This window comes from Caulobacter sp. DWR3-1-2, assembly GCF_049896225.1.
Taxonomy (GTDB): Bacteria; Pseudomonadota; Alphaproteobacteria; order Caulobacterales; family Caulobacteraceae; genus Caulobacter.
In genome coordinates this window covers 1-18,710 of sequence record NZ_JAFCTW010000001.1, presented here as the reverse complement: position 1 = coordinate 18,710, position 18,710 = coordinate 1, and the positions used below count along the sequence as shown (strand labels likewise).

At 63.6% G+C, this 18,710-nt stretch carries 32 protein-coding genes and 1 pseudogene; 3 read left to right on the top strand and 30 right to left on the bottom strand.

Going from position 1 to position 18,710, the window contains the following annotated elements:
- Nucleotides 1-4: 4 nt before the first annotated feature.
- From ACP696_RS00165 to ACP696_RS00025, 29 genes and pseudogenes are all read right to left on the bottom strand, one after another.
- Nucleotides 5-175: a hypothetical protein gene (locus ACP696_RS00165; RefSeq protein WP_426043349.1), complete on the bottom strand. Its 171-nt coding sequence runs from the start codon at nt 173-175 to the stop codon at nt 5-7.
- 204 nt (nt 176-379) lie between these two features.
- Nucleotides 380-793 (bottom strand): 50S ribosomal protein L17, encoded by a 414-nt coding sequence (rplQ, locus tag ACP696_RS00160; protein WP_426011804.1) that lies wholly within the window; start codon nt 791-793, stop codon nt 380-382.
- A gap of 198 nt (nt 794-991) precedes the next feature.
- Nucleotides 992-2,008 (bottom strand): DNA-directed RNA polymerase subunit alpha, encoded by a 1,017-nt coding sequence (locus ACP696_RS00155; protein ID WP_426011805.1) that lies wholly within the window; start codon nt 2,006-2,008, stop codon nt 992-994.
- 75 nt (nt 2,009-2,083) lie between these two features.
- Complete coding sequence (gene rpsK, locus ACP696_RS00150) at nt 2,084-2,473, bottom strand: 30S ribosomal protein S11 (RefSeq protein ID WP_007662706.1); 390 nt, start codon at nt 2,471-2,473, stop codon at nt 2,084-2,086.
- A gap of 13 nt (nt 2,474-2,486) precedes the next feature.
- Nucleotides 2,487-2,855 carry a 30S ribosomal protein S13 gene (rpsM, locus tag ACP696_RS00145; RefSeq protein ID WP_422179256.1) on the bottom strand — a complete coding sequence of 123 codons (369 nt, stop codon included), beginning with the start codon at nt 2,853-2,855 and terminating at the stop codon, nt 2,487-2,489.
- Between the two features lie 174 nt (nt 2,856-3,029).
- Entirely contained in the window at nt 3,030-3,599 is a 570-nt protein-coding gene (locus ACP696_RS00140) for an adenylate kinase (protein WP_426011806.1), read from the bottom strand.
- A gap of 145 nt (nt 3,600-3,744) precedes the next feature.
- Nucleotides 3,745-5,103 (bottom strand): preprotein translocase subunit SecY, encoded by a 1,359-nt coding sequence (gene secY / locus ACP696_RS00135; protein WP_426011807.1) that lies wholly within the window; start codon nt 5,101-5,103, stop codon nt 3,745-3,747.
- A 271-nt stretch (nt 5,104-5,374) separates the two neighbouring features.
- Nucleotides 5,375-5,860, bottom strand: a complete 486-nt coding sequence (gene rplO, locus ACP696_RS00130) for a 50S ribosomal protein L15 (protein WP_426011808.1) — start codon at nt 5,858-5,860, stop codon at nt 5,375-5,377.
- A 125-nt stretch (nt 5,861-5,985) separates the two neighbouring features.
- Nucleotides 5,986-6,171, bottom strand: coding sequence for a 50S ribosomal protein L30 (rpmD, locus tag ACP696_RS00125; RefSeq protein WP_426011809.1), 186 nt, complete (start codon nt 6,169-6,171; stop codon nt 5,986-5,988).
- 3 nt (nt 6,172-6,174) lie between these two features.
- The gene (rpsE, locus tag ACP696_RS00120; protein WP_426011810.1) at nt 6,175-6,780 is read right to left on the bottom strand and encodes a 30S ribosomal protein S5; all 606 of its coding nucleotides are present in this window, start codon (nt 6,778-6,780) and stop codon (nt 6,175-6,177) included.
- 13 nt (nt 6,781-6,793) lie between these two features.
- On the bottom strand, nt 6,794-7,150 hold the full coding sequence (rplR, locus tag ACP696_RS00115; protein ID WP_426011811.1) for a 50S ribosomal protein L18: 357 nt from the start codon (nt 7,148-7,150) through the stop codon (nt 6,794-6,796).
- 3 nt (nt 7,151-7,153) lie between these two features.
- Nucleotides 7,154-7,687, bottom strand: a complete 534-nt coding sequence (rplF, locus tag ACP696_RS00110; RefSeq protein WP_426043348.1) for a 50S ribosomal protein L6 — start codon at nt 7,685-7,687, stop codon at nt 7,154-7,156.
- A gap of 18 nt (nt 7,688-7,705) precedes the next feature.
- Nucleotides 7,706-8,104 carry a 30S ribosomal protein S8 gene (gene rpsH / locus ACP696_RS00105; RefSeq protein ID WP_012285676.1) on the bottom strand — a complete coding sequence of 133 codons (399 nt, stop codon included), beginning with the start codon at nt 8,102-8,104 and terminating at the stop codon, nt 7,706-7,708.
- 10 nt (nt 8,105-8,114) lie between these two features.
- Complete coding sequence (rpsN, locus tag ACP696_RS00100) at nt 8,115-8,420, bottom strand: 30S ribosomal protein S14 (protein ID WP_007662736.1); 306 nt, start codon at nt 8,418-8,420, stop codon at nt 8,115-8,117.
- A gap of 21 nt (nt 8,421-8,441) precedes the next feature.
- Nucleotides 8,442-8,999, bottom strand: coding sequence for a 50S ribosomal protein L5 (gene rplE / locus ACP696_RS00095; protein ID WP_426011813.1), 558 nt, complete (start codon nt 8,997-8,999; stop codon nt 8,442-8,444).
- Nucleotides 8,992-9,306 carry a 50S ribosomal protein L24 gene (gene rplX / locus ACP696_RS00090; protein ID WP_426011814.1) on the bottom strand — a complete coding sequence of 105 codons (315 nt, stop codon included), beginning with the start codon at nt 9,304-9,306 and terminating at the stop codon, nt 8,992-8,994. Before rplX ends, rplE begins: the two co-directional genes overlap by 8 nt.
- Nucleotides 9,306-9,674, bottom strand: coding sequence for a 50S ribosomal protein L14 (gene rplN / locus ACP696_RS00085; protein WP_007662742.1), 369 nt, complete (start codon nt 9,672-9,674; stop codon nt 9,306-9,308). The genes rplX and rplN overlap by 1 nt, the downstream gene beginning before the upstream one ends.
- 17 nt (nt 9,675-9,691) lie before the next feature.
- The gene (gene rpsQ, locus ACP696_RS00080; RefSeq protein WP_426011815.1) at nt 9,692-9,931 is read right to left on the bottom strand and encodes a 30S ribosomal protein S17; all 240 of its coding nucleotides are present in this window, start codon (nt 9,929-9,931) and stop codon (nt 9,692-9,694) included.
- A gap of 10 nt (nt 9,932-9,941) precedes the next feature.
- Nucleotides 9,942-10,136, bottom strand: coding sequence for a 50S ribosomal protein L29 (rpmC, locus tag ACP696_RS00075; RefSeq protein ID WP_035049361.1), 195 nt, complete (start codon nt 10,134-10,136; stop codon nt 9,942-9,944).
- Entirely contained in the window at nt 10,133-10,573 is a 441-nt protein-coding gene (rplP, locus tag ACP696_RS00070) for a 50S ribosomal protein L16 (protein ID WP_426011816.1), read from the bottom strand. Before rplP ends, rpmC begins: the two co-directional genes overlap by 4 nt.
- Nucleotides 10,574-10,585: 12 nt before the next feature.
- Nucleotides 10,586-11,335 (bottom strand): 30S ribosomal protein S3, encoded by a 750-nt coding sequence (gene rpsC / locus ACP696_RS00065; RefSeq protein ID WP_426011817.1) that lies wholly within the window; start codon nt 11,333-11,335, stop codon nt 10,586-10,588.
- A complete protein-coding gene (gene rplV, locus ACP696_RS00060) occupies nt 11,335-11,715 on the bottom strand; it encodes a 50S ribosomal protein L22 (protein ID WP_007662752.1) in 381 nt (126 codons plus the stop codon). Before rplV ends, rpsC begins: the two co-directional genes overlap by 1 nt.
- Nucleotides 11,716-11,718: 3 nt before the next feature.
- A complete protein-coding gene (rpsS, locus tag ACP696_RS00055) occupies nt 11,719-11,997 on the bottom strand; it encodes a 30S ribosomal protein S19 (protein WP_007662753.1) in 279 nt (92 codons plus the stop codon).
- 3 nt (nt 11,998-12,000) lie between these two features.
- The gene (rplB, locus tag ACP696_RS00050; RefSeq protein WP_426011818.1) at nt 12,001-12,840 is read right to left on the bottom strand and encodes a 50S ribosomal protein L2; all 840 of its coding nucleotides are present in this window, start codon (nt 12,838-12,840) and stop codon (nt 12,001-12,003) included.
- 4 nt (nt 12,841-12,844) lie between these two features.
- Entirely contained in the window at nt 12,845-13,141 is a 297-nt protein-coding gene (locus ACP696_RS00045) for a 50S ribosomal protein L23 (RefSeq protein ID WP_419251732.1), read from the bottom strand.
- On the bottom strand, nt 13,141-13,779 hold the full coding sequence (gene rplD / locus ACP696_RS00040) for a 50S ribosomal protein L4 (protein WP_426011819.1): 639 nt from the start codon (nt 13,777-13,779) through the stop codon (nt 13,141-13,143). Before rplD ends, ACP696_RS00045 begins: the two co-directional genes overlap by 1 nt.
- Entirely contained in the window at nt 13,779-14,549 is a 771-nt protein-coding gene (rplC, locus tag ACP696_RS00035; protein WP_426011820.1) for a 50S ribosomal protein L3, read from the bottom strand. Before rplC ends, rplD begins: the two co-directional genes overlap by 1 nt.
- A 14-nt stretch (nt 14,550-14,563) precedes the next feature.
- Nucleotides 14,564-14,872, bottom strand: a complete 309-nt coding sequence (gene rpsJ, locus ACP696_RS00030; RefSeq protein ID WP_004616952.1) for a 30S ribosomal protein S10 — start codon at nt 14,870-14,872, stop codon at nt 14,564-14,566.
- A gap of 13 nt (nt 14,873-14,885) precedes the next feature.
- Nucleotides 14,886-14,985, bottom strand: a pseudogene (locus tag ACP696_RS00025) (hypothetical protein); the annotation flags it as partial.
- A gap of 578 nt (nt 14,986-15,563) precedes the next feature.
- Here ACP696_RS00025 and ACP696_RS00020 point away from each other — a divergent pair.
- Nucleotides 15,564-16,325 carry a hypothetical protein gene (locus tag ACP696_RS00020; RefSeq protein ID WP_426011821.1) on the top strand — a complete coding sequence of 254 codons (762 nt, stop codon included), beginning with the start codon at nt 15,564-15,566 and terminating at the stop codon, nt 16,323-16,325.
- An 89-nt stretch (nt 16,326-16,414) separates the two neighbouring features.
- Here ACP696_RS00020 and ACP696_RS00015 read toward each other — a convergent pair whose 3' ends face one another.
- Entirely contained in the window at nt 16,415-17,254 is an 840-nt protein-coding gene (locus tag ACP696_RS00015; RefSeq protein ID WP_426011822.1) for a GIN domain-containing protein, read from the bottom strand.
- A 232-nt stretch (nt 17,255-17,486) separates the two neighbouring features.
- Here ACP696_RS00015 and ACP696_RS00010 point away from each other — a divergent pair, with 232 nt between their 5' ends.
- Together ACP696_RS00010 and ACP696_RS00005 are read left to right on the top strand one after the other, a co-directional pair.
- Nucleotides 17,487-17,801 (top strand): NAD(P)/FAD-dependent oxidoreductase, encoded by a 315-nt coding sequence (locus ACP696_RS00010; protein ID WP_426011823.1) that lies wholly within the window; start codon nt 17,487-17,489, stop codon nt 17,799-17,801.
- 206 nt (nt 17,802-18,007) lie between these two features.
- Complete coding sequence (locus ACP696_RS00005) at nt 18,008-18,598, top strand: NAD(P)/FAD-dependent oxidoreductase (RefSeq protein ID WP_426011824.1); 591 nt, start codon at nt 18,008-18,010, stop codon at nt 18,596-18,598.
- Nucleotides 18,599-18,710 lie beyond the last annotated feature (112 nt).

Here is an 18,710-nt window from a genome sequence, read left to right as displayed (position 1 = left end):
GCAGTCAGGTCCGGAAATGCTCTAGGTCGGCCTCGACAACATAGAGCGGCGGCGGCAAGATGTCGGCGACGATGTCCTTGTTGTTGACGATCTGCTTGAACAAGGGCCCGCCGACCCGCAGGCCCTCGATCGCGAACAGGGCGACGCCGCCCGCCAGGCCTACGCCGAAAGCCAATGCGCAGCCAAAAGCTCGCATGCACCGGAGATTTTCATCCCCTACCTTCCCCAGATCACCCCGGCGAAGGTTGCTCCAGCCAAGTGAATAAAATCTCAACGACGACGCTAAGCGTGCAGGGCCAAACGTCGCGTTGAAGCGGGGAGGATACGAAAAAGGCCCTGGATCGCTCCGGGGCCTTTTCCGTCCGGCTCGCGCTGGAATTTAGTCGTCGGAGTCGTTGGAGAACACCGGGCCGGAGTCCTTGCCCTTGGCCGAGACGTCGCGGTCGACGAATTCGATGACGGCCAGCGGCGCGTTGTCGCCGTAGCGGAAGCCGGCCCTCAGGACGCGGATATAGCCGCCCTGGCGTTCCTGGTAACGCGGGCCGATGGCGGCGAACAGCTTGTGGACCTGCTCGACGTCGCGAACGATGCTGATGGCCTGACGACGGGCGTGCAGGTCGCCGCGCTTGGCCAGGGTGACCAGCTTTTCGACGAAGGGACGCAGTTCCTTGGCCTTGGGCAGGGTGGTGACGATCTGCTCGTGCTTGATCAGCGAGGCCGACATGTTGGCGAACATGGCGGTGCGGTGAGCGGACGTACGACCGAGCTTACGGTGAGCCTTACCGTGACGCATTGTAGTGTCTCCTGGGCCGTGGCCCGCTGTTGCGCATCAAGAGCGCTGATTGTCACCAATCCCAGCTGTGTCCCTGCCAGGGTCAGAACGAAGCGCCGGGACCCTCCACCGCTGTTGCGGCTTCAAAAGGCCCAGGCCGCCCGCCATCCCGAAAGGATGACGAGCGGCCCGGATTAGGCGCGATACGCGTACTTGGTCTTAGATCTGGTCTTCGAACTTCTTGGCCAGGTCTTCGATGTTTTCGGGCGGCCAGTTTGGCACGTCCATGCCCAGGTGCAGACCCATGCCGGCCAGCACTTCCTTGATTTCGTTCAAGGACTTGCGGCCGAAGTTCGGGGTGCGGAGCATCTCGGCTTCGGTCTTCTGGATCAGGTCGCCGATGTAGACGATGTTGTCGTTCTTCAGGCAGTTGGCCGAACGAACCGACAGTTCCAGCTCATCGACCTTCTTCAGGAGCGCCGGGTTAAACGGCAGTTCCGGCTTGGCCTCGTCGGCGGTCTTGGCCTTGGGCTCTTCGAAGGTGATGAAGATCTGCAGCTGGTCTTGCAGGATGCGGGCGGCGTAGGCCACCGCGTCCACCGGCGTAACGGCGCCGTTGGTTTCCACTTCCAGGATCAGCTTGTCATAGTCGAGCGACTGGCCTTGACGGGTGGGCTCGACACGGTAGGCGACGCGCTTGACCGGCGAGTACAGGGCGTCGACGGCGATCAGGCCGATCGGCGCATCTTCCGGACGGTTCTTCTCGGCGGGGACATAGCCCTTGCCGGTGTTGACCGTGAACTCCATGCGTACCGAAGCGCCGTCGTCCAGAGTGCAGAGGACGTGGTCGGGGTTCAGGATTTCGATGTCCGAAGGCGTTTCGATTTGACCAGCGGTCACCGGGCCGGGGCCGGTGGCGCGCAGCGTCATGCGCTTCGGGCCCTCGGCGTGCATGCGCACGGCCAGTTGCTTGATGTTCAGAACGATATCGACGACGTCCTCGCGGACGCCTTCGAGCGAGGAGAATTCGTGCACGACACCATCAATCTGAATGGCGGTGACGGCGGCGCCCTGCAGCGAGGAGAGCAGGACACGGCGGAGAGCGTTGCCGAGCGTCACGCCAAAGCCGCGTTCGAGCGGCTCAGCCACGATACGAGCCTTGCGGGTCGCGTCGGCGCCAGTCTCGATTTGCGGCTTCTCAGGACGGATCAGCTCGTTCCAGTTTCTTTCGATCACGTGGTCGATCCCTTGAACGCGGCTCGCCGGCCGCGAATCTCGCAGCCGGCGATGGAGAATAGGATAGTAAAAATACTAGACGCGTCGACGCTTGGGCGGACGGCAGCCGTTGTGCGGAATCGGCGTCACGTCGCGGATCGTCGTAATGGTCATGCCGGCGGCCTGAAGGGCGCGCAGGGCGGACTCACGGCCCGAACCCGGACCCGACACGTTGACCTCGAGGGTCTTCACACCGTGTTCAGCGGCCTTCTTGCCAGCGTCTTCCGCAGCCATTTGAGCGGCATACGGGGTCGACTTGCGCGAGCCCTTGAAGCCCATCGCGCCGGCGCTCGACCAGGAAATAGTGTTTCCCTGAGCGTCGGTGATGGTGATCATGGTGTTGTTGAACGAGGCGTTCACGTGCGCCACGCCCGAGGTGATGTTCTTGCGTTCGCGCTTTTTAACGCGTGCCGGTTCCTTGGCCATCGTTCAGGCTGCCTTACTTCTTCTTGCCGGCGATCGGCTTGGCCGGGCCCTTGCGGGTGCGGGCATTGGTGTGGGTGCGCTGACCGCGGACCGGCAGGCCCTTACGGTGACGCAGGCCGCGATAGCAGGCCAGGTCCATCAAGCGCTTGATGTTCATCGAATTTTCGCGGCGCAGGTCGCCTTCGACGGTGAAGTCCTTGTCGATCGTTTCACGGATCGAAAGCACTTCGGCGTCGGTCAGCTGGTTGACCCGGCGGGCGTCATCGATGCCCACCTTCGTGACGATGTCACGAGCGGACTTCTGGCCAATGCCATGAATATACTGAAGCGCGATCAAAACGCGCTTGTTCGTCGGAATGTTGACGCCTGCAATACGGGCCACGTCTAATGTTCTCCTAGTCACGCACTAAAGACGCGAACGGCGCGCCCGGCCCGGTCTTACGACCCAGTCCGGCGCGCACAGATCGCGCCCTTTCGCGGAAGCGCCCCGTTATAGGGATAGTTGCGCATCCGTCAATGGCGGAATCCGATCGAATGAAAGGATTCCAACGAAGTCTTAAGCCACGACCGAAAGCGCGGCGTCGATGGAGCCGGCGACCGTTTCCACGGAAGCCATGCCATCCAGTTCCGTGAGCTTTCCTTGCTCGCGATAGTAGGGAAGTAGCGGCGCAGTCTGGGCGTTGTAGGCCGCCAGGCGCGTCACAAACACTTCCGGATTGTCATCGGGGCGACTCTGCTCGGCGAATCGCTTGCTGATCCGCGCGATGAGCGCCGGCTCGTCTACCTTGAGTCGGAGAACGGAGTCGATCTTCTGGCCCCGCTTGGCCAGCATGGCGTCCAGAGCCTGCGCCTGAGGCACGGTGCGGGGGAAACCGTCGAAGATGGCGCCACCGGCGGCTTCCGCCTCTGGCAGGCGCTGCTCGATCAGGGCAATCACGATGTCGTCGGGAACCAGGGCGCCCCGGGCCAGTACGTCCTTGACCGCCAGGCCCAGCTCCGAGCCCGAGGCGATGGCGGCGCGCAGCATGTCGCCGGTTGAGAGCTGAACCATGCCACGCTCCTCGACCAAGCGCTTGGCCTGTGTGCCCTTCCCCGCCGCAGGCGGCCCGAACAGGATCAAGTTCATCAATGCATTTCCCGCGTGTCCACGAGTCTGCCGCCCGTGTCCGTCAGACCTAGAGTGGGTTCAGCAAAAACGGAAGCCGGTTTGTGACAAACCGGCTTCCGCCTTCTGGCCTTCCGTCGCGTCGGCCCCGTTTTAGGGGTGGGGCTTAGCGCCCCTTGCCGCCGCGCAACTTCGACTTCTTGATCAGACCTTCGTACTGGTGGGCCAGCAGATGCGACTGAATCTGGGCGACCGTGTCCATGGTCACGGTCACGACGATCAGGATCGAGGTGCCGCCCAGGGTGAACTTGGTCGGGCCCATGCTGTTCATCATCAGCTCCGGCAGCACGCAGACGGCGGTGATGTAGGCCGCGCCGATCACGGTCAGGCGGGTCAGGACGTAGTCCAGATATTCCGCCGTGCGCTTGCCTGGACGGATGCCCGGCATGAAGCCGCCGTACTTGCGCAGGTTCTCGGCCGTCTCCTCGGGGTTGAACACCACGGAGGTGTAGAAGAACGAGAAGAAGATGATCAGGGTGGCGTAGAGCACCATGAATAGCGGCTGGCCGTGCTGCAGGGCGCCGACCGCGGTCGGCAGCCACTGGGCCCAGCTCGGCAGGTTGGCGGTGGCCAGGAAGCCCATGGCCGTGGTCGGCAGCAGCAACAGGCTGGAGGCGAAGATCGGCGGGATCACCCCGGCGGTGTTCAGCTTCAGCGGGATAAACGAGGTGTCGCCACCGATCATCCGGTTACCCTGCTGACGCTTGGGGTAATGGATCAGGATCCGGCGCTGAGAGCGTTCGACGAAGACGATGAAGAAGATCACCGCCACGGCCAGGATGGCGACGGCGAGCAAGGCGAAGCCCGACATCGACCCGGTCTGAACCTGGGTGAACATCTGGATCACGGCGCGCGGCAGGGCCGAGACAATGCCAGTGAAAATGATCAGCGAGACGCCGTTGCCGACGCCGCGGCTGGTGATCTGCTCGCCCAGCCACATCAGGAACAGAGTGCCGCCGGTCAGGGCGACAACGGTGGAGACGACGAAGAACGCCGGGGCGATGCCGCCCACCACCATGCCAGCCTGGCTCTGCAAGCCGATAGCGATCGAGAACGACTGCACCACGGCCAGCACGACCGCCAGGTAGCGAGTGTACTGGTTGAGGGTCTTGCGGCCGGCTTCGCCGCCTTCCTTTTTCAGCTTTTCCCACGGCGGATACACCGAGCCCATCAGCTGCACGATGATCGAGGCGCTGATGTAGGGCATAACATTCAGCGAGAACACGGCCATGCGCTGAACCGCGCCGCCCGAGAACATGTTGAACATCCCCAAGATGCCCTTCGACTGGCCGGCGAAAGCCGCGGCGAAGGCTTCCGGATTGATCCCCGGGATCGGCACATAGGTGCCGAGCCGATAGACGATCAAGGCGATGAGCGTGAACCAGATGCGCTTGTGAAGTTCGGTGGCCTTCTGGAAGGACCCGAAGTTCATGTTGGCTGCGAGTTGTTCGGCGGCCGAGGCCATTCATATCCCCACGTCGAGAGCGCGCGCCGCTTCCGCGGTCATGTGCGCTCCAAGCATAATTCAGAGCCGGACAGCGGATCGGAATGAATCATTCGATCCGGGCCAAACCCAAGTACGGAGCCGTACATAGGTGAGGCTCGCCGTGATGTCACGGCGAGCCTCGTTATTCTGTCATCCCGATGGGAAACCGAGGAAATTATGCAAGGCGTCCGCCCTGCCCTCCCCGCGATCCCAGGCGCCCGGAAAGGACGTCCAGGATGACCATACGGTTCTAGGCCTCGGCTTGAACCTTGACCTTCTTGGTCACGGTCACCGAACCGCCAGCGGCTTCGACGGCCTTGATGGCCGCTTCGGTCGCCGAATAGACGGTCAGCTTGAGGGCGGTCTTGATCTCGCCCTTGCCCAGCAACTTCACGCCGTCCAGTTCGCGACGGATCACGCCGGCCGCGACCAGTTCAGCGACGCCAAGCTCGGCGCCGGCCTTAAACTTGCCAGCTTCCACGGCCTGTTCCAGGCGCCACAGGTTCACTTCGGCGAAGTCGAGGCGGAAAGGGTTGTTGAAGCCGCGCTTAGGCATACGCATGTGCAGCGGCATCTGGCCGCCTTCGAAGCCGGCGATGGCGACGCCCGAGCGGGCCTTCTGGCCCTTGACGCCGCGACCGGCGGTCTTGCCCTTGCCCGAACCCGGGCCGCGGCCGACGCGCATGCGGCCCTTGGTCGAACCTGGGGCCGGAGCCAGTTCATTAAGCTTGGTCATGTGTGCCTCTCCTTGGAGATCTGCGCCCGGCCAGCGGCCGGACTCGGCTTTCAAACGATAGAATCTTCAAACGAAAACCACCCCGGCTTTCACCGGGGTGGCGATTTCGACGTCTCGTAGCAGAACTACTCGACGATTTCCAGCAGGTGCGCGACCTTGCGGATCATGCCGCGAACCGAAGGGGTGTCTTCCAACTCGGACTCGCGTCCCAGCTTGTTGAGACCCAAGCCGGTCAGCGTGGCGCGCTGAACGGCGTTGCGACGGATCGGGCTGCCGGTTTGGCGAACCTTGACGGTTTTTGCTTCAGCCATGTCTTAGCCCTCGATGGCGTCCGGAGCCGAGGCTCCGTCGGCGCGGCGGCCGAGAATGTCGCCAACCTTCTTGCCGCGCTTGGCGGCGATCTGGCGAGGCGACGATTGAACCTTCAGGGCCTCGAACGTGGCGCGAACCATGTTGTACGGGTTGCTGGAACCCGTCGACTTGGCCACGACGTCCTGGACGCCCAGGGTCTCGAGAACCGCGCGCATCGGACCACCGGCGATGACGCCCGTGCCGGGAGGGGCGGCGCGCATCATGATCTTGCCAGCGCCCCAACGGCCGTAGCCGTCGTGGTGCAGGGTGCGCGATTCCCGCAGGGGAACGCGAACCATGGTCTTCTTGGCTTCCTCGGTCGCCTTGCGGATGGCTTCCGGCACTTCACGCGCCTTGCCATGACCGAACCCGACGCGACCCTTTTGGTCGCCAACGACCATAAGAGCAGCGAAGCTGAAGCGACGGCCGCCCTTAACGGTGGCCGCGACGCGGTTGATGTGGACGAGCTTTTCGACGATGTCGCTGTCGGCCCGCTCTTCCGGGGCGTTGCGGTCGCGACGGCCACGATTGGGGCCGCCGTCTCCACGCTGTTGATCACCACGAGCCATGCTGTGATTTCCCTTAGAAATTCAGGCCGGCTTCGCGCGCGGCGTCGGCCAGGGCTTTCACCCGACCGTGGAATATATAGCCGCCGCGATCGAAGACGACGTCCTTGACGCCTTTTTCGATGGCGCGTTCGGCGACGAGCTTGCCGACCAGGGCGGCCGCGTCCCTGTCCGCCCCCTTGGTCGCGGCTTCCCCCTCGAGGGTGGAAGCCGAGGCCAAGGTCACGCCGCGTTCATCATCGATGACCTGGGCGTAGATGTTCTTGGACGAACGGAAGACCGACAGACGCGGTCGACCATTGGACAGGGCCTTGAGGCGGGTGCGGGTGCGTTGGGCACGACGCACGGCGGATTCGCGAGGTGAGAGCGCCATGGCTTACTTCTTCTTGCCTTCCTTGCGGCGAACCTTTTCGCCAGCATACCGCACGCCTTTACCCTTGTAGGGCTCGGGCGGACGAATGCGGCGAATTTTCGCGGCAATCTCGCCGACCGCCTGCTTGTCAGCGCCGGCGATCTTGATTTCGGTCTGCTTGGGCACCGCGAAGGTGACGCCAGCCGGAGGCTCGACGTTCACATCGTGGGAGAAACCGAGCTGGATGGAGAGCGCGTCGCCCTTCATCGCGGCGCGGTAACCAACGCCCACCAGTTCGAGGGTTTCCTCGAAGCCAGTGGTGACGCCCTGCACCATGTTGGCGACCAGCGTGCGGGACAGACCCCACATCGACTTGGCGCGCTTGCTGTCATCGCGGGCCACCAGCAGAAGGTCGGAACCTTCCTGGCTGATGGTGATCTCTTCCGCGATGGTCCAGGAGAGCTGACCCTTGGGGCCCTTGACCGTGACGGTCTGCCCGTCGAGCGTGATATTCACGCCCGAGGGGATCGCGACGGCTTTCTTACCGATCCGTGACATGTTTTTTCCCTCCCGCGCCTAGTAGACGCGGCAGAGGACTTCGCCACCGACATTAGCGTCGCGGGCGGCGGAGTCCGACATGACGCCTTTCGGCGTCGAAAGGATCGAGATACCAAGGCCGTTCTTGATCGGCTTCAGGTCCTTGATCGACGAATAGACGCGGCGGCCCGGCTTGGACACGCGTGCGATTTCGGCGATCACGGGCTCACCGTCAAAATACTTGAGCTCGATCTCGAATTCGGGGAACGCGCCGGGCTTTTCCACGAGCGAATAACCGCGGATGTAGCCTTCGTCGGCCAGCACGTCCAGGACGCGGGCGCGCAGCTTCGAAGCTGGCGTCGCGACCTTGGCGCGCTTGCGCGTGGCGGCGTTCTTGATGCGAGCGATCATATCGCTCAGGGGATCGTTCATCGACATCTGATCGTCCTCACCAGCTCGACTTGACGAGGCCGGGGATCTGGCCCGACGAGCCAAGCTCGCGGAGCGCAATCCGGCTCATCTTCAGCTTGCGATAATAGGCGCGCGGGCGGCCCGTCACTTCGCATCGGTTACGAATGCGAACGGCGGACGAGCTGCGCGGAAGCTTCGCGAGCTTCAGGCGGGCTTCGAAGCGTTCTTCGAGCGGCAGGCTTTCGTCATTGGCGATCGCCTTCAGCGCGACGCGCTTGCTGGCATACTGCTTGACGAGGGCCTTGACCGCGAGGTTGCGATTTACAGCGCTTTTCTTTGCCATGGTGCTTTTCCCTGCCCGCTCTTAATTCGTGAACGGGAACTGGAATTCCTTCAGGAGAGCCTTGGCTTCCTGATCGGTCTTCGCAGTGGTGCAGACGATGATGTCCATGCCCCAGATCTGTTCAATCTGGTCATAGTTGATTTCCGGGAACACCAGGTGCTCCTTCAGGCCCATGGCGTAGTTGCCACGACCGTCGAAGCTCTTGCCGTTCAGACCGCGGAAGTCCTTCACGCGCGGCAGCGCGATCGTGACCAGACGGTCGAGGAACTCGTACATCTTGTCCTTGCGGAGGGTCACCTTCGCGCCGACCACCATGCCTTCGCGCAGCTTGAAGCCGGCGATCGACTTGCGGGCCTTCGTGGGGACCGGCTTCTGGCCAGCGATGGCCATCAGATCCTTCAGCGCGGTCTGGGCCTTCTTGGAGTCGGCCACAGCTTCGCCGATGCCCATGTTCAGGACGATCTTGTCCAGCTTGGGGATCTGCATTTCGTTGGTGTACGCGAACTGTTCCTTCAAAGCGGCGCGGATGCGCGCGCGATATTCGGACTTCAGCCGCGGCTCGTAAGCTTGATCAACCATTGATCACCTCGCCCGTGGTCTTGGCGAAACGCACCTTCTTGTCGCCTTCAACCTTGAAGCCGACGCGGGTGGGTTTGCCGTTGGAATCCACGATGGCGACGTTCGAGACGTGCAGCGCGGCTTCCTTGCTCTTGATGCCGCCTTGCGGATCGGCTTGGGTGGCCTTGGTGTGGCGTTGAACGAGGTTCACGCCTTGCACCAGGACCCGGTTCGCCTTGACGATGACCTGGGTCACAGCGCCTTGCTTGCCCTTGTCCTTGCCGGCCAGGACAACAACGCGGTCGCCCTTTTTGATCTTGGCAGCCATTACAGCACCTCGGGGGCGAGGGAGATGATCTTCATGTGGTTCTTCGCGCGCAGTTCACGAGGAACCGGGCCGAAAATCCGCGTGCCGACCGGCTCGCTCTGCTTGTTGACGATGACCGCGGCGTTCTTGTCAAAACGGATCAGCGACCCGTCCTTACGCTTCATGCCTTGGTTGACCCGAACGACGACGGCGCGAAGCACGTCACCCTTCTTCACGCGGCCACGAGGAATGGCTTCCTTCACGGACACGACGATCACGTCACCGACGCTGGCGTAGCGGCGACCCGCCCCACCCAGCACCTTGATGCACATGACCCGGCGAGCGCCGGAGTTGTCGGCGACTTCCAGGTTAGTTTGCATCTGGATCATGGTTCAAACCTTCCAGATTAAGCCGAGACCTTGGGAAGGACTTCCCAGGTCTTCAGCTTGGACTTCGGAGCACATTCGACGATGCGGGCGACTTCACCAGCCTTGTACGAGTTGCTCTCATCATGTGCGTGGTACTTCTTGGACCGACGCACGATCTTCTTCAGCAGCGGGTGAACGATGGTCCGTTCAACCTTGACCACTACGGTCTTGTCGCCCTTATCGGAGACGACAACCCCTTCGAGGATACGCTTGGGCATATCGTTCTCCTTAAGCCGCGGCCTTGGCGCGCAGCACGGTCTTGATGCGGGCGATATCCTTGCGGATCTCGCCAACGCGGTGGGTCTTTTCCACCTGACCGGTCGCGGCCTGAAAGCGCAGGTTGAACTGCTCCTTCTTGAGGCTGAGCAGCTGCTCGGCGAGTTGGTCAGGCGTCATGCCCCGGATATCAGCAATCTTGGTCATGCCGCTTCGGCCTCCAGAGCCGCACCAGCGTCGATGCGGGTGACGACACGGGTACGGATCGGCAGCTTGGCCGCGCCGAGGCGCAGCGCTTCGCGGGCGACATCGTCCGGCACGCCGTCGATTTCGAACATGATGCGACCCGGAGCCACGCGAGCGGCCCAGTGGTCGACGGCGCCCTTGCCCTTACCCATCCGGACTTCGGCCGGCTTGCCGGTGACCGGCACGTCGGGGAAGATACGGATCCAGACACGGCCTTGACGCTTCATCTGGCGAGTGATCGCGCGGCGAGCCGCTTCGATCTGACGCGCCGTGATGCGCTCCGGCTCAACGGCCTTGAGGCCGTAGGAGCCGAAATTCAGCAGGGTGCCGCCCTTCGAAGTGCCGTGGATACGGCCCTTGAACTGCTTGCGGAACTTGGTTTTTTTCGGTGACAGCATAGCGCTCTATCCTTAGCCCCGATCGCGACGGCCGCGATCACCCCGGTCGGGACGATCGCCGCGCTCGCGTCCGCCACCTTCGCCGGCCGGGCCGGATTCAGTGGCGAGACGCTTGTCGAGCGCCATCGGGTCGTGGTCCAGCACTTCGCCTTTGAAGATCCAGGTCTTCACGCCGATGATGCCGTAGGTGGTCTTGGCTTCCGCGAAACCGTAGTCGATGTCGGCGCGCAGGGTGTGGAGCGGCACGCGACCTTCGCGATACCATTCCATCCGCGCGATTTCAGCGCCGCCGAGGCGACCCGACACGTTGATGCGGATGCCCTTGGCGCCAAGACGAACGGCCGATTGGATCGACCGCTTCATGGCGCGACGGAAGGCGATACGGCGCTCAAGCTGCTGGGCGATGGACTCGGCCACCAGCTGGGCGTCGGTTTCGGGCTTGCGGATCTCGACGATGTTCAGGTGAACCTCGCCTTCGGTCATCACCGACAGGTCCTTGCGGAGCTTGTCGATGTCGGCGCCCTTCTTGCCGATGATCACGCCGGGACGCGCCGCATAGATCGTGACGCGGCACTTCTTGTGCGGACGCTCGATGATGATGCGCGACACGCCGGCCAGATACAGGCGCTTCTTCAGCATCGTGCGGACCGCGAGGTCCTGATGAAGAAGCTTGCCGTACTGGGCGCCGTCGGCGAACCAACGGCTGTCCCAGGTACGATTGATGCCGAGCCGCAGCCCGACTGGATTGACTTTCTGACCCATTAGGCGGCCTCACCCAGTTCGCGGACCACGATGGTGATCTCGGAGAACGGCTTTTCAACGCGCGTCGCACGGCCGCGGGCGCGGGGCGAGAAGCGCTTCATAACCAGATTCTTGCCCACATAGGCCTCGGCGACGACCAGCGAGTCGATGTCGAGGTTGTGGTTGTTCTCGGCGTTGGAAATGGCCGAGTACAGCGCCTTGCGGACATCCTGAGCGATACGCTTGTGGCTGAATTCGAGCTCGTTCAGAGCGCGCTGGACGTTCAGACCACGAATGGACTGGGCGACCAGGTTCAGCTTGCGAGCGCTGGTGCGCAGGGTACGAACCTTGCACATCGCCTCGTTGGCCGGCAGGCGGCGAGCTTGTTTAGCTTGGCTCATGGCCTACTTCCTCTTCGCCTTCTTGTCGGCGGCGTGGCCGGGGAAGCTGCGGGTGGGTGCGAACTCACCGAACTTCATGCCGACCATGTCTTCCGACACGGAGACGGGGATGTGCTTGTGACCGTTGTGCACGCCAAACACCAGGCCGACGAACTGCGGCATGATGGTCGAGCGACGCGACCAGGTCTTGATCACATCCTTGCGGCCCGACGCCAGGGCGACATCGGCTTTCTTCAGGAGGTACCCGTCGACAAACGGGCCTTTCCAGACGGAGCGGGTCATGGCTTAGCGGCCCTTTTTCGCTTTGTGGCGCGAACGGATGATATATTTGTCCGTGGCCTTGTTGACGCGGGTCTTGGCGCCCTTGGTCGGCTTACCGGCCGGGGTCACCGGGTTACGACCGCCGGAGGTACGGCCTTCGCCGCCGCCGTGGGGGTGATCGACCGGGTTCATGGCGACGCCACGAACGTGAGGACGACGGCCCATGTGGCGAACGCGACCGGCCTTGCCGAGGTTCTGGTTCGAGTGGTCCGGGTTCGACACGGCGCCCACGGTGGCCAGGCAGGTGTCGAGCACCATGCGCAGCTCGCCCGAGTTCAGACGGATCTGGGCGTAACCGGCGTCACGACCGACCAGCTGGGCATAGGCGCCAGCCGAACGCGCGATCTGGCCACCCTTGGCGGGCTTGAGCTCGACATTGTGGATGATCGTGCCGATCGGCATCGTCCGCAGCGGCGAGCTGTTACCCGGCTTCACGTCGACCTTGTCGGCGGTGACGACTTCGTCACCGGCCTTGAGGCGCTGCGGGGCCAGGATGTAGGAGAGCTCACCATCTTCCTGATACTTGATCAGGGCGATGAAGGCGGTGCGGTTCGGATCATATTCAAGGCGAACGACGGTGGCCGTGCCTTGCTTGCGACGCTTGAAGTCGACCAGACGGTAAAGACGCTTGGCGCCGCCGCCGCGGAAGCGAACCGCGATGCGGCCATTGCCGCCACGGCCGCCCGACTTGGTCAGACCTTCAACCAGCTTCTTTTCCGGGCGGCCCTTGTGGAGCTCGCTGCGGTCGATCAGCACCAGGCCGCGTTGGCCCGGGCTAGTCGGATTATAATGCTTCAAGGCCATCTGGTTAGAGCCCCGTCGTGATGTCGATCGACTGGCCTTCGGCCAGGGTCACGATGGCTTTTTTGACATCGGAACGGCGTCCGATGATGCCGCGGAAGCGCTTGGTCTTGCCCTTGGTGACCATGGTGTTGACCTTGGTGACCTTGACCTTGAACAGCTCTTCGACTGCGGCGGCGATTTCGTCCTTCGACGCATCGGCGGACACCCGGAAGACAACCTTGTTCTGCTCGCTGAGCAGGGTGGCCTTCTCGGTGATCACCGGCGACAGGATCGTGTCGTAGTGGCGGGCGGTAGCGGCCATTACGCGGCTTCCTTCTCAGCGAAGCGCGCCGAGATCGCTTCCACCGCGTCCTTGGTGAGGACCAGGGTATGGCGACGCAGCACGTCATAGACGTTCAGGCCGGCGTTCGGCAGCACGTCGATGTTCGGAATGTTGCGGGCGGCGAGCTTGAAGTTACCGTCCACTTCCGGACCCGCGATGACCAGGGCGTTCTTCAGGCCCATCTTGTCGAAGTTGGCGCGCAGGGCGGCCGTCTTCGGATCGGTCAGAGCCACGTTATCCAGCACGATGATCGAGCCGGCCTTGGCCTTTGACGACAGAGCGTGGCGCAGAGCCATGGCGCGGATCTTCTTGGGAAGATCGAACGCGTGACTGCGCACGACGGGGCCGTGAGCCTTGGCGCCGCCGACGAATTGAGCCGCACGGCGCGAACCGTGACGAGCCGAGCCGGTGCCCTTTTGCTTGTACATCTTCTTGCCCGTACGAGAGACCTCGTTACGAACCTGAATCTTGTGGTTCCCGGAGCGGCGCTTGGCCAGCTGCCAGGTGACGACGCGTTGCAGGATGTCACTGCGGATGTCGGCGATGCCAAAGATGGCGTCGTCGAGATCAACGGAGCCAGCGCTGCCGCCGTCCAGATTGATGACGTCGAGTTTCATTAGCCTTCGCCCTCTTCGGTCGTCGCCGCGGAGGTTTCTTCAGCGGGGGTTTCAGCAGCGGCCTCGGCCGGAGCTGCGCCAGCCGAACGGAAGGCGCCCGGACGCGGCAGATCGGCCGGAGCGGCCTTCTTGATCGCGTCGCGAACCTTGACGTACGAGCCTTCCGAGCCAGGGACGGCGCCCTTGACCAGGATAAGGCCGCGCTCAACGTCCACTTTCCAGACGGTGACGTTCAGGGTGGTGACGGTTTCCTGACCCAGGTGACCGGCCATCTTCTTGCCCTTGAACGTACGACCCGGATCCTGGCGTTGGCCAGTCGAGCCGTGCGAACGGTGCGAGACCGAGACGCCGTGGGTAGCGCGCAGACCGCCGAAGTTCCAACGCTTCATGGCGCCGGCGAAACCCTTACCGACGGTGACGCCTTGGATATCGACCTTCTGGCCAGCGACGTAGTGGTCGGCGGTGAATTCCGCGCCCACTTCGATCAGGGCGGCTTCATCAACGCGGAATTCGGCGACGACCCGCTTGGGCTCGACCGAGTTCTTGGCGAAGTGACCGCGCATGGCGTTCGGGGTGTTCTTCGGCTTCCTGGCGCCGGCGCCGAGTTGCAGGGCGGTGTAACCGTCCTTCTCGACCGTGCGCTGGGCCGTCACCTGGCAGCCGTCCAGCGAAAGGACGGTGACGGGGATGTGCTGTCCGGCTTCGTCAAAGAACCGGGTCATGCCCAGCTTCTTGGCGAGAACGCCTGTGCGTTGTGCGGGGAGAGTCATCTGTTCGGCTCTCCTTACAGCTTGATTTCGACGTCGACGCCAGCCGAGAGGTCGAGCTTCATCAGCGCGTCCACGGTCTGCGGAGTCGGATCAACGATGTCGAGGACGCGCTTGTGCGTACGGATCTCGAACTGCTCGCGCGACTTCTTGTCGACGTGCGGCGAGCGGTTGACGGTGAATTTCTCGATAAGCGTGGGCAGGGGGATAGGACCCCGTACCGTCGCACCCGTGCGCTTGGCCGTATTGACGATCTCGCGCGTGGAATGATCCAACACGCGGTGATCGAAGGCCTTGAGCCGGATGCGGATGTTCTGACGATCCATATCGCTCGGTTTCCTAGTGGGCTGCGCCCGCGTCTCGAACCATTTCAAAGACCAACCCGGAACCCCTCCAAAGAGAGAACTCCGCACGCAGCGTCCGCAAAACAAATAGGCCCCGGCGGTCACCCGCTAGGGCCGGTGACTGAAAACTGCGCCCCAAAAGGCGCTGCCCGAAGTCGTTCGCGGACCGCGTTTGAACCCGAAAGTTCACAGCCGATCCAACAGAGTGGGGCTTTTACGTGCCAGAATCGGTTTCGTCAAGCGGTTCGGGGCCGGTTTTGGGCGACGTTGGGGAGACAGGCCAAGGGCCCCTCTCCTCCCCTCATCCCCGGCGAAGGCCGAGACCAAAGCTGAGTTTGATCGCTCGCTCGCAAGAAGGCCAGCGCCACGGCTTGGGTCCCGGATTTCGCCAGGATGGAGGGAGTTTGGGAACGCGAGGCGACAATTAGCGCTGTCGGACGAAACGTGCGTCCTGCTTGAGAAGAGGAGGCATGAACGTGCGCGCTTAGGCGTAGGGTACGCCAGCCCGTCACCGCAAGTGTCACAAAACTGCATCAATTCGCCGCTCACCCACTGGGCGCGGGTTGTGAACCCAGCCAAAGCTCCATAAATCCGCCCCTCCTCGACGGACGGGCGGCCCTCCCCAAAACGACCGCCCGCCGATCGAGGCCACACAGTAAGGGGATTACCCACTATGAAGACCCAACTCTTTGCCGCCGCCGCCGTCCTGGCGCTGGCCGTCTCCGCCCCAGCCTTCGCCCAGAACATCGGCTCGGTCGGCGCCGCCGTGAACTATACCGACATCGACACCGGCTTTGGCGACGCCAACGGCACCTCGGTCAAGGTCGACGGCAACGTCGCCATCCCGACCGGCGCCTGGACCGTGACCCTGAACGGCGCCGTCACGGTCAACGACAACGACATCAGCGACGAGACCGTCGCCTCCACCGCCGCTCACCTGACCACCAAGGTCGGCGACACCGTTCGCGTCGGCGGCTTCGCGGCCCTGTCGCGTCCGTCGAACGACACCCTCTGGGCCGTCGGCGCTGAAGCCAGCAAGTACTTTACCAACGTCACGCTGAACGGCCTCGTCGCCTATGGCCAGTCGAACGACCTGGACGCCGACCTGTACGCCGTGCGCGGTGAAGCCCGCTACTTCGCCTCGGACGACTTCCGTCTGGACGTGGGCGCCGGCTATTCCAAGCTCGACGCCGACGCCGGCTTCAACGCCGACATCTGGGACGTCAATGCCGGCGGGGAATACAAGTTCGCCAACACCGGCTGGTCGACCTTCGGCAAGTACACCCACACCGAATCCGAAGACCTGGCCGACCTGAAGGCAGACGCCGTGAAGGTGGGCTTCCGCTACACCTTCGGCGGCAGCCTGAAGGCCCGCGACGCGGCCGGCGCCGACCTGATCGACGCCGACAGCCTGTTTGGCTTCGGCGTCCGCTAACACGGACACCGTTGGCCACCAGCGGACAAAGGGACGCCCCGGAGCTCAGGCTCCGGGGCGTTTCGCTCTCTCTATATATAGAGCGTCGTCTAGCGACCGATGATCACGTCGCCAGAGCCGGCGACCGACTTGCTGACCGGACCCTCGGCCTTGGCGATGCGCACGTCGCCCGAACCGGCCACCGACACATCGACCTTGCCGGCCACCCCGCCGAAGTCGACGTCGCCCGAGCCCATTATGCTGACATCCACCGACCGCGCGCGGCCGCCCAGGATGGTCACGTCGCCGGAGCCGGCGATGTTGGCGTCGATGGCCCCCGCGACGCTAGCAGTGTTCACCCCGCCCGAGCCGGCGATATTGACCTCCAGATCGCCGCCGATCTCCTGAGTCTTCACGTCGCCCGAGCCGGCGATATTGATCTCGGCCGAGCCGGCGCTACCGGCCTTGGTGTCGCCCGAGCCCGCCTGGCTCAGTTCCAGTTTGCCCTTGACGTTGGCGACCGTCCAATCGCCGCAGCCGGCGTTGGCCAGTTCCAGCTTGTCGGTGCGACCGACGCTGCCGAACACCGCGCCGGCGGCGGCGATCTCGGCGTTCATCGGCGTGCGGATGACGATCTGCGGCATGTCTTCCCACTTCACGTCGCCGACCCCGCGCACGTGGACCGTCAGACTGCCCATCACCGAGTTGCAGCCATTGATGCGGTTCATCCTCAGGCCTCCGTCGACGATGGTCTCCGAGCCGTTCTGGCGAACGGTGAGCGGCAGGTTCTGGTTGGTGGTCAGAAATTCGACCTTCACGTCTCCGCGGGCTTCGGGGATCACCACCACCCGGGCGACGGCGTCTTTGATCTTCACGGACGGGTCGGCTTGGGCGGCTCCGGCAAAGCCAAGAGCAGCGGCGCCGGCGGCCAGGATCAGAAGTGCGCGCATGGAAGTCCCTCGAACGAATGGTTTGTTGAGGGAAAGTTAGCCGGGCCCTTATCGAGAAACGACTTAATTCGAGGTCATGACCCTGATGTCATGATCTTGCCAAGGTCGCCGTCGCGGCGCCAAGCCGCCGAGGTCGCCTTGCAGGTGGGCGCGTCGTCGCGTCCGTCGTCGCCAACGGGACGGCCAGCACGTTGAAGATGACCTCAACGTTCGCCTGACGCACTCTGTCCCCATGGCCACCATCATTGACACCCGCCGCGACCAGATGTTTCCCCGCCTGACGCCGGAGGAGATCGATCGCATCCGCCGGTTCGGCGACCTCGGCATGGTCGGCAAGCTGGATCCGGACCGGATCTACGACGTCGCCGTGGTCGGAGCCGGTCCGACGGGCTTGGCCACCGCAGTGTACGCGGCCTCCGAAGGACTGTCGGTTCTGGTGCTCGACACCCGGGCGTTCGGCGGCCAGGCGGGCGCCTCGGTGTGGATCGAGAACTATCTAGGTTTTCCCACCGGCGTGTCTGGCATGGCCCTGATGGCCTGGGCCTAAAACCAGGCCCAGAAGTTCGGCGCCAATCTGGCGATCCCCGACGAGGTGGCGACGCTCGACTGTGATGGCGAAAGCACCGGCTATCACCTGCAGCTGACCAGCGGCGAGACCACCCAGGCCAAGGCCGTGGTGATCGCCAGCGGCGCGCGTTACCGGCGGCTGGAGGTCGCCAATCTCGACCAGTTCGAGGGCAGCTCAGTGCATTATTGGACCCGCCGCTCGAGGCCAAGCTGTGCGCGGGCCAGGCGGTGGCGCTGGTTGGGGCCGGCAATTCGGCGGGCCAGGCGGCGGTCTATCTGGCCAGCCAGGTCGCCAAGGTACGGACGGTGATGCACGGCGAAAGCCTGCACGCCAGCATGCCGCGCTACCTGATCGACCGCATCGGGAGCTCGCCCAATATCGAGCTGCTGGCCCGCAGAGAGACCATCCAGCTGGATGGTGAGGACGGCCAGCTCAGCGCCGTGCACCGCCGCCACCTGGACACCGGCGAGCAACATTGCAGCCCGATCAGCCATCTCTTCCTGTTCATCAGGGCCCAGCCCAACACCGCCTGGCTGGCCCAGTGCCATGTCGAATTCGACAACCACGGCTTCGTGCGCACGGGTCCGCACCTGTCGCTTGGGACCCCGGTGCTGCAGACCCGCCGCCACGGCGTGTTCGCGATAGGCGACGTGCGGGCGGGATCGCTCAAGCGGGTCGCCGAGGCGATGGGTGAAGGGGCGCAGATGGTGGTGGCGATCCACGCGTATCTGGCGGAGCCGGTGAATGGCGGCCTAGGTCCTCTCCCTTTGGGCTAGCAGGTTCACACATCTCGATTGAGCGAGTGGACGAGCTCTGATTCATTGGGTTCATCTGACGGGAGATGGCGATGGATCTGCTGCTGGGGCGGTTTGGCGACCGCCGCCTGGA

Coding starts and splice junctions, on each gene's coding strand:
- rplQ (WP_426011804.1), bottom strand. CDS start 793: ATGCGTCACGGTAAGGCTCACCGTAAGCTCGGTCGTACGTCCGCTCAC.
- rpsK (WP_007662706.1), bottom strand. CDS start 2,473: ATGGCCAAGGAACCGGCACGCGTTAAAAAGCGCGAACGCAAGAACATC.
- ACP696_RS00140 (WP_426011806.1), bottom strand. CDS start 3,599: ATGAACTTGATCCTGTTCGGGCCGCCTGCGGCGGGGAAGGGCACACAG.
- secY (WP_426011807.1), bottom strand. CDS start 5,103: ATGGCCTCGGCCGCCGAACAACTCGCAGCCAACATGAACTTCGGGTCC.
- rplO (WP_426011808.1), bottom strand. CDS start 5,860: ATGACCAAGCTTAATGAACTGGCTCCGGCCCCAGGTTCGACCAAGGGC.
- rpmD (WP_426011809.1), bottom strand. CDS start 6,171: ATGGCTGAAGCAAAAACCGTCAAGGTTCGCCAAACCGGCAGCCCGATC.
- rpsE (WP_426011810.1), bottom strand. CDS start 6,780: ATGGCTCGTGGTGATCAACAGCGTGGAGACGGCGGCCCCAATCGTGGC.
- rplR (WP_426011811.1), bottom strand. CDS start 7,150: ATGGCGCTCTCACCTCGCGAATCCGCCGTGCGTCGTGCCCAACGCACC.
- rplF (WP_426043348.1), bottom strand. CDS start 7,687: ATGTCACGGATCGGTAAGAAAGCCGTCGCGATCCCCTCGGGCGTGAAT.
- rpsH (WP_012285676.1), bottom strand. CDS start 8,104: ATGTCGATGAACGATCCCCTGAGCGATATGATCGCTCGCATCAAGAAC.
- rpsN (WP_007662736.1), bottom strand. CDS start 8,420: ATGGCAAAGAAAAGCGCTGTAAATCGCAACCTCGCGGTCAAGGCCCTC.
- rplE (WP_426011813.1), bottom strand. CDS start 8,999: ATGGTTGATCAAGCTTACGAGCCGCGGCTGAAGTCCGAATATCGCGCG.
- rplX (WP_426011814.1), bottom strand. CDS start 9,306: ATGGCTGCCAAGATCAAAAAGGGCGACCGCGTTGTTGTCCTGGCCGGC.
- rplN (WP_007662742.1), bottom strand. CDS start 9,674: ATGATCCAGATGCAAACTAACCTGGAAGTCGCCGACAACTCCGGCGCT.
- rpsQ (WP_426011815.1), bottom strand. CDS start 9,931: ATGCCCAAGCGTATCCTCGAAGGGGTTGTCGTCTCCGATAAGGGCGAC.
- rpmC (WP_035049361.1), bottom strand. CDS start 10,136: ATGACCAAGATTGCTGATATCCGGGGCATGACGCCTGACCAACTCGCC.
- rplP (WP_426011816.1), bottom strand. CDS start 10,573: ATGCTGTCACCGAAAAAAACCAAGTTCCGCAAGCAGTTCAAGGGCCGT.
- rpsC (WP_426011817.1), bottom strand. CDS start 11,335: ATGGGTCAGAAAGTCAATCCAGTCGGGCTGCGGCTCGGCATCAATCGT.
- rplV (WP_007662752.1), bottom strand. CDS start 11,715: ATGAGCCAAGCTAAACAAGCTCGCCGCCTGCCGGCCAACGAGGCGATG.
- rpsS (WP_007662753.1), bottom strand. CDS start 11,997: ATGACCCGCTCCGTCTGGAAAGGCCCGTTTGTCGACGGGTACCTCCTG.
- rplB (WP_426011818.1), bottom strand. CDS start 12,840: ATGGCCTTGAAGCATTATAATCCGACTAGCCCGGGCCAACGCGGCCTG.
- ACP696_RS00045 (WP_419251732.1), bottom strand. CDS start 13,141: ATGGCCGCTACCGCCCGCCACTACGACACGATCCTGTCGCCGGTGATC.
- rplD (WP_426011819.1), bottom strand. CDS start 13,779: ATGAAACTCGACGTCATCAATCTGGACGGCGGCAGCGCTGGCTCCGTT.
- rplC (WP_426011820.1), bottom strand. CDS start 14,549: ATGACTCTCCCCGCACAACGCACAGGCGTTCTCGCCAAGAAGCTGGGC.
- rpsJ (WP_004616952.1), bottom strand. CDS start 14,872: ATGGATCGTCAGAACATCCGCATCCGGCTCAAGGCCTTCGATCACCGC.
- ACP696_RS00020 (WP_426011821.1), top strand. CDS start 15,564: ATGAAGACCCAACTCTTTGCCGCCGCCGCCGTCCTGGCGCTGGCCGTC.
- ACP696_RS00015 (WP_426011822.1), bottom strand. CDS start 17,254: ATGCGCGCACTTCTGATCCTGGCCGCCGGCGCCGCTGCTCTTGGCTTT.
- ACP696_RS00010 (WP_426011823.1), top strand. CDS start 17,487: ATGGCCACCATCATTGACACCCGCCGCGACCAGATGTTTCCCCGCCTG.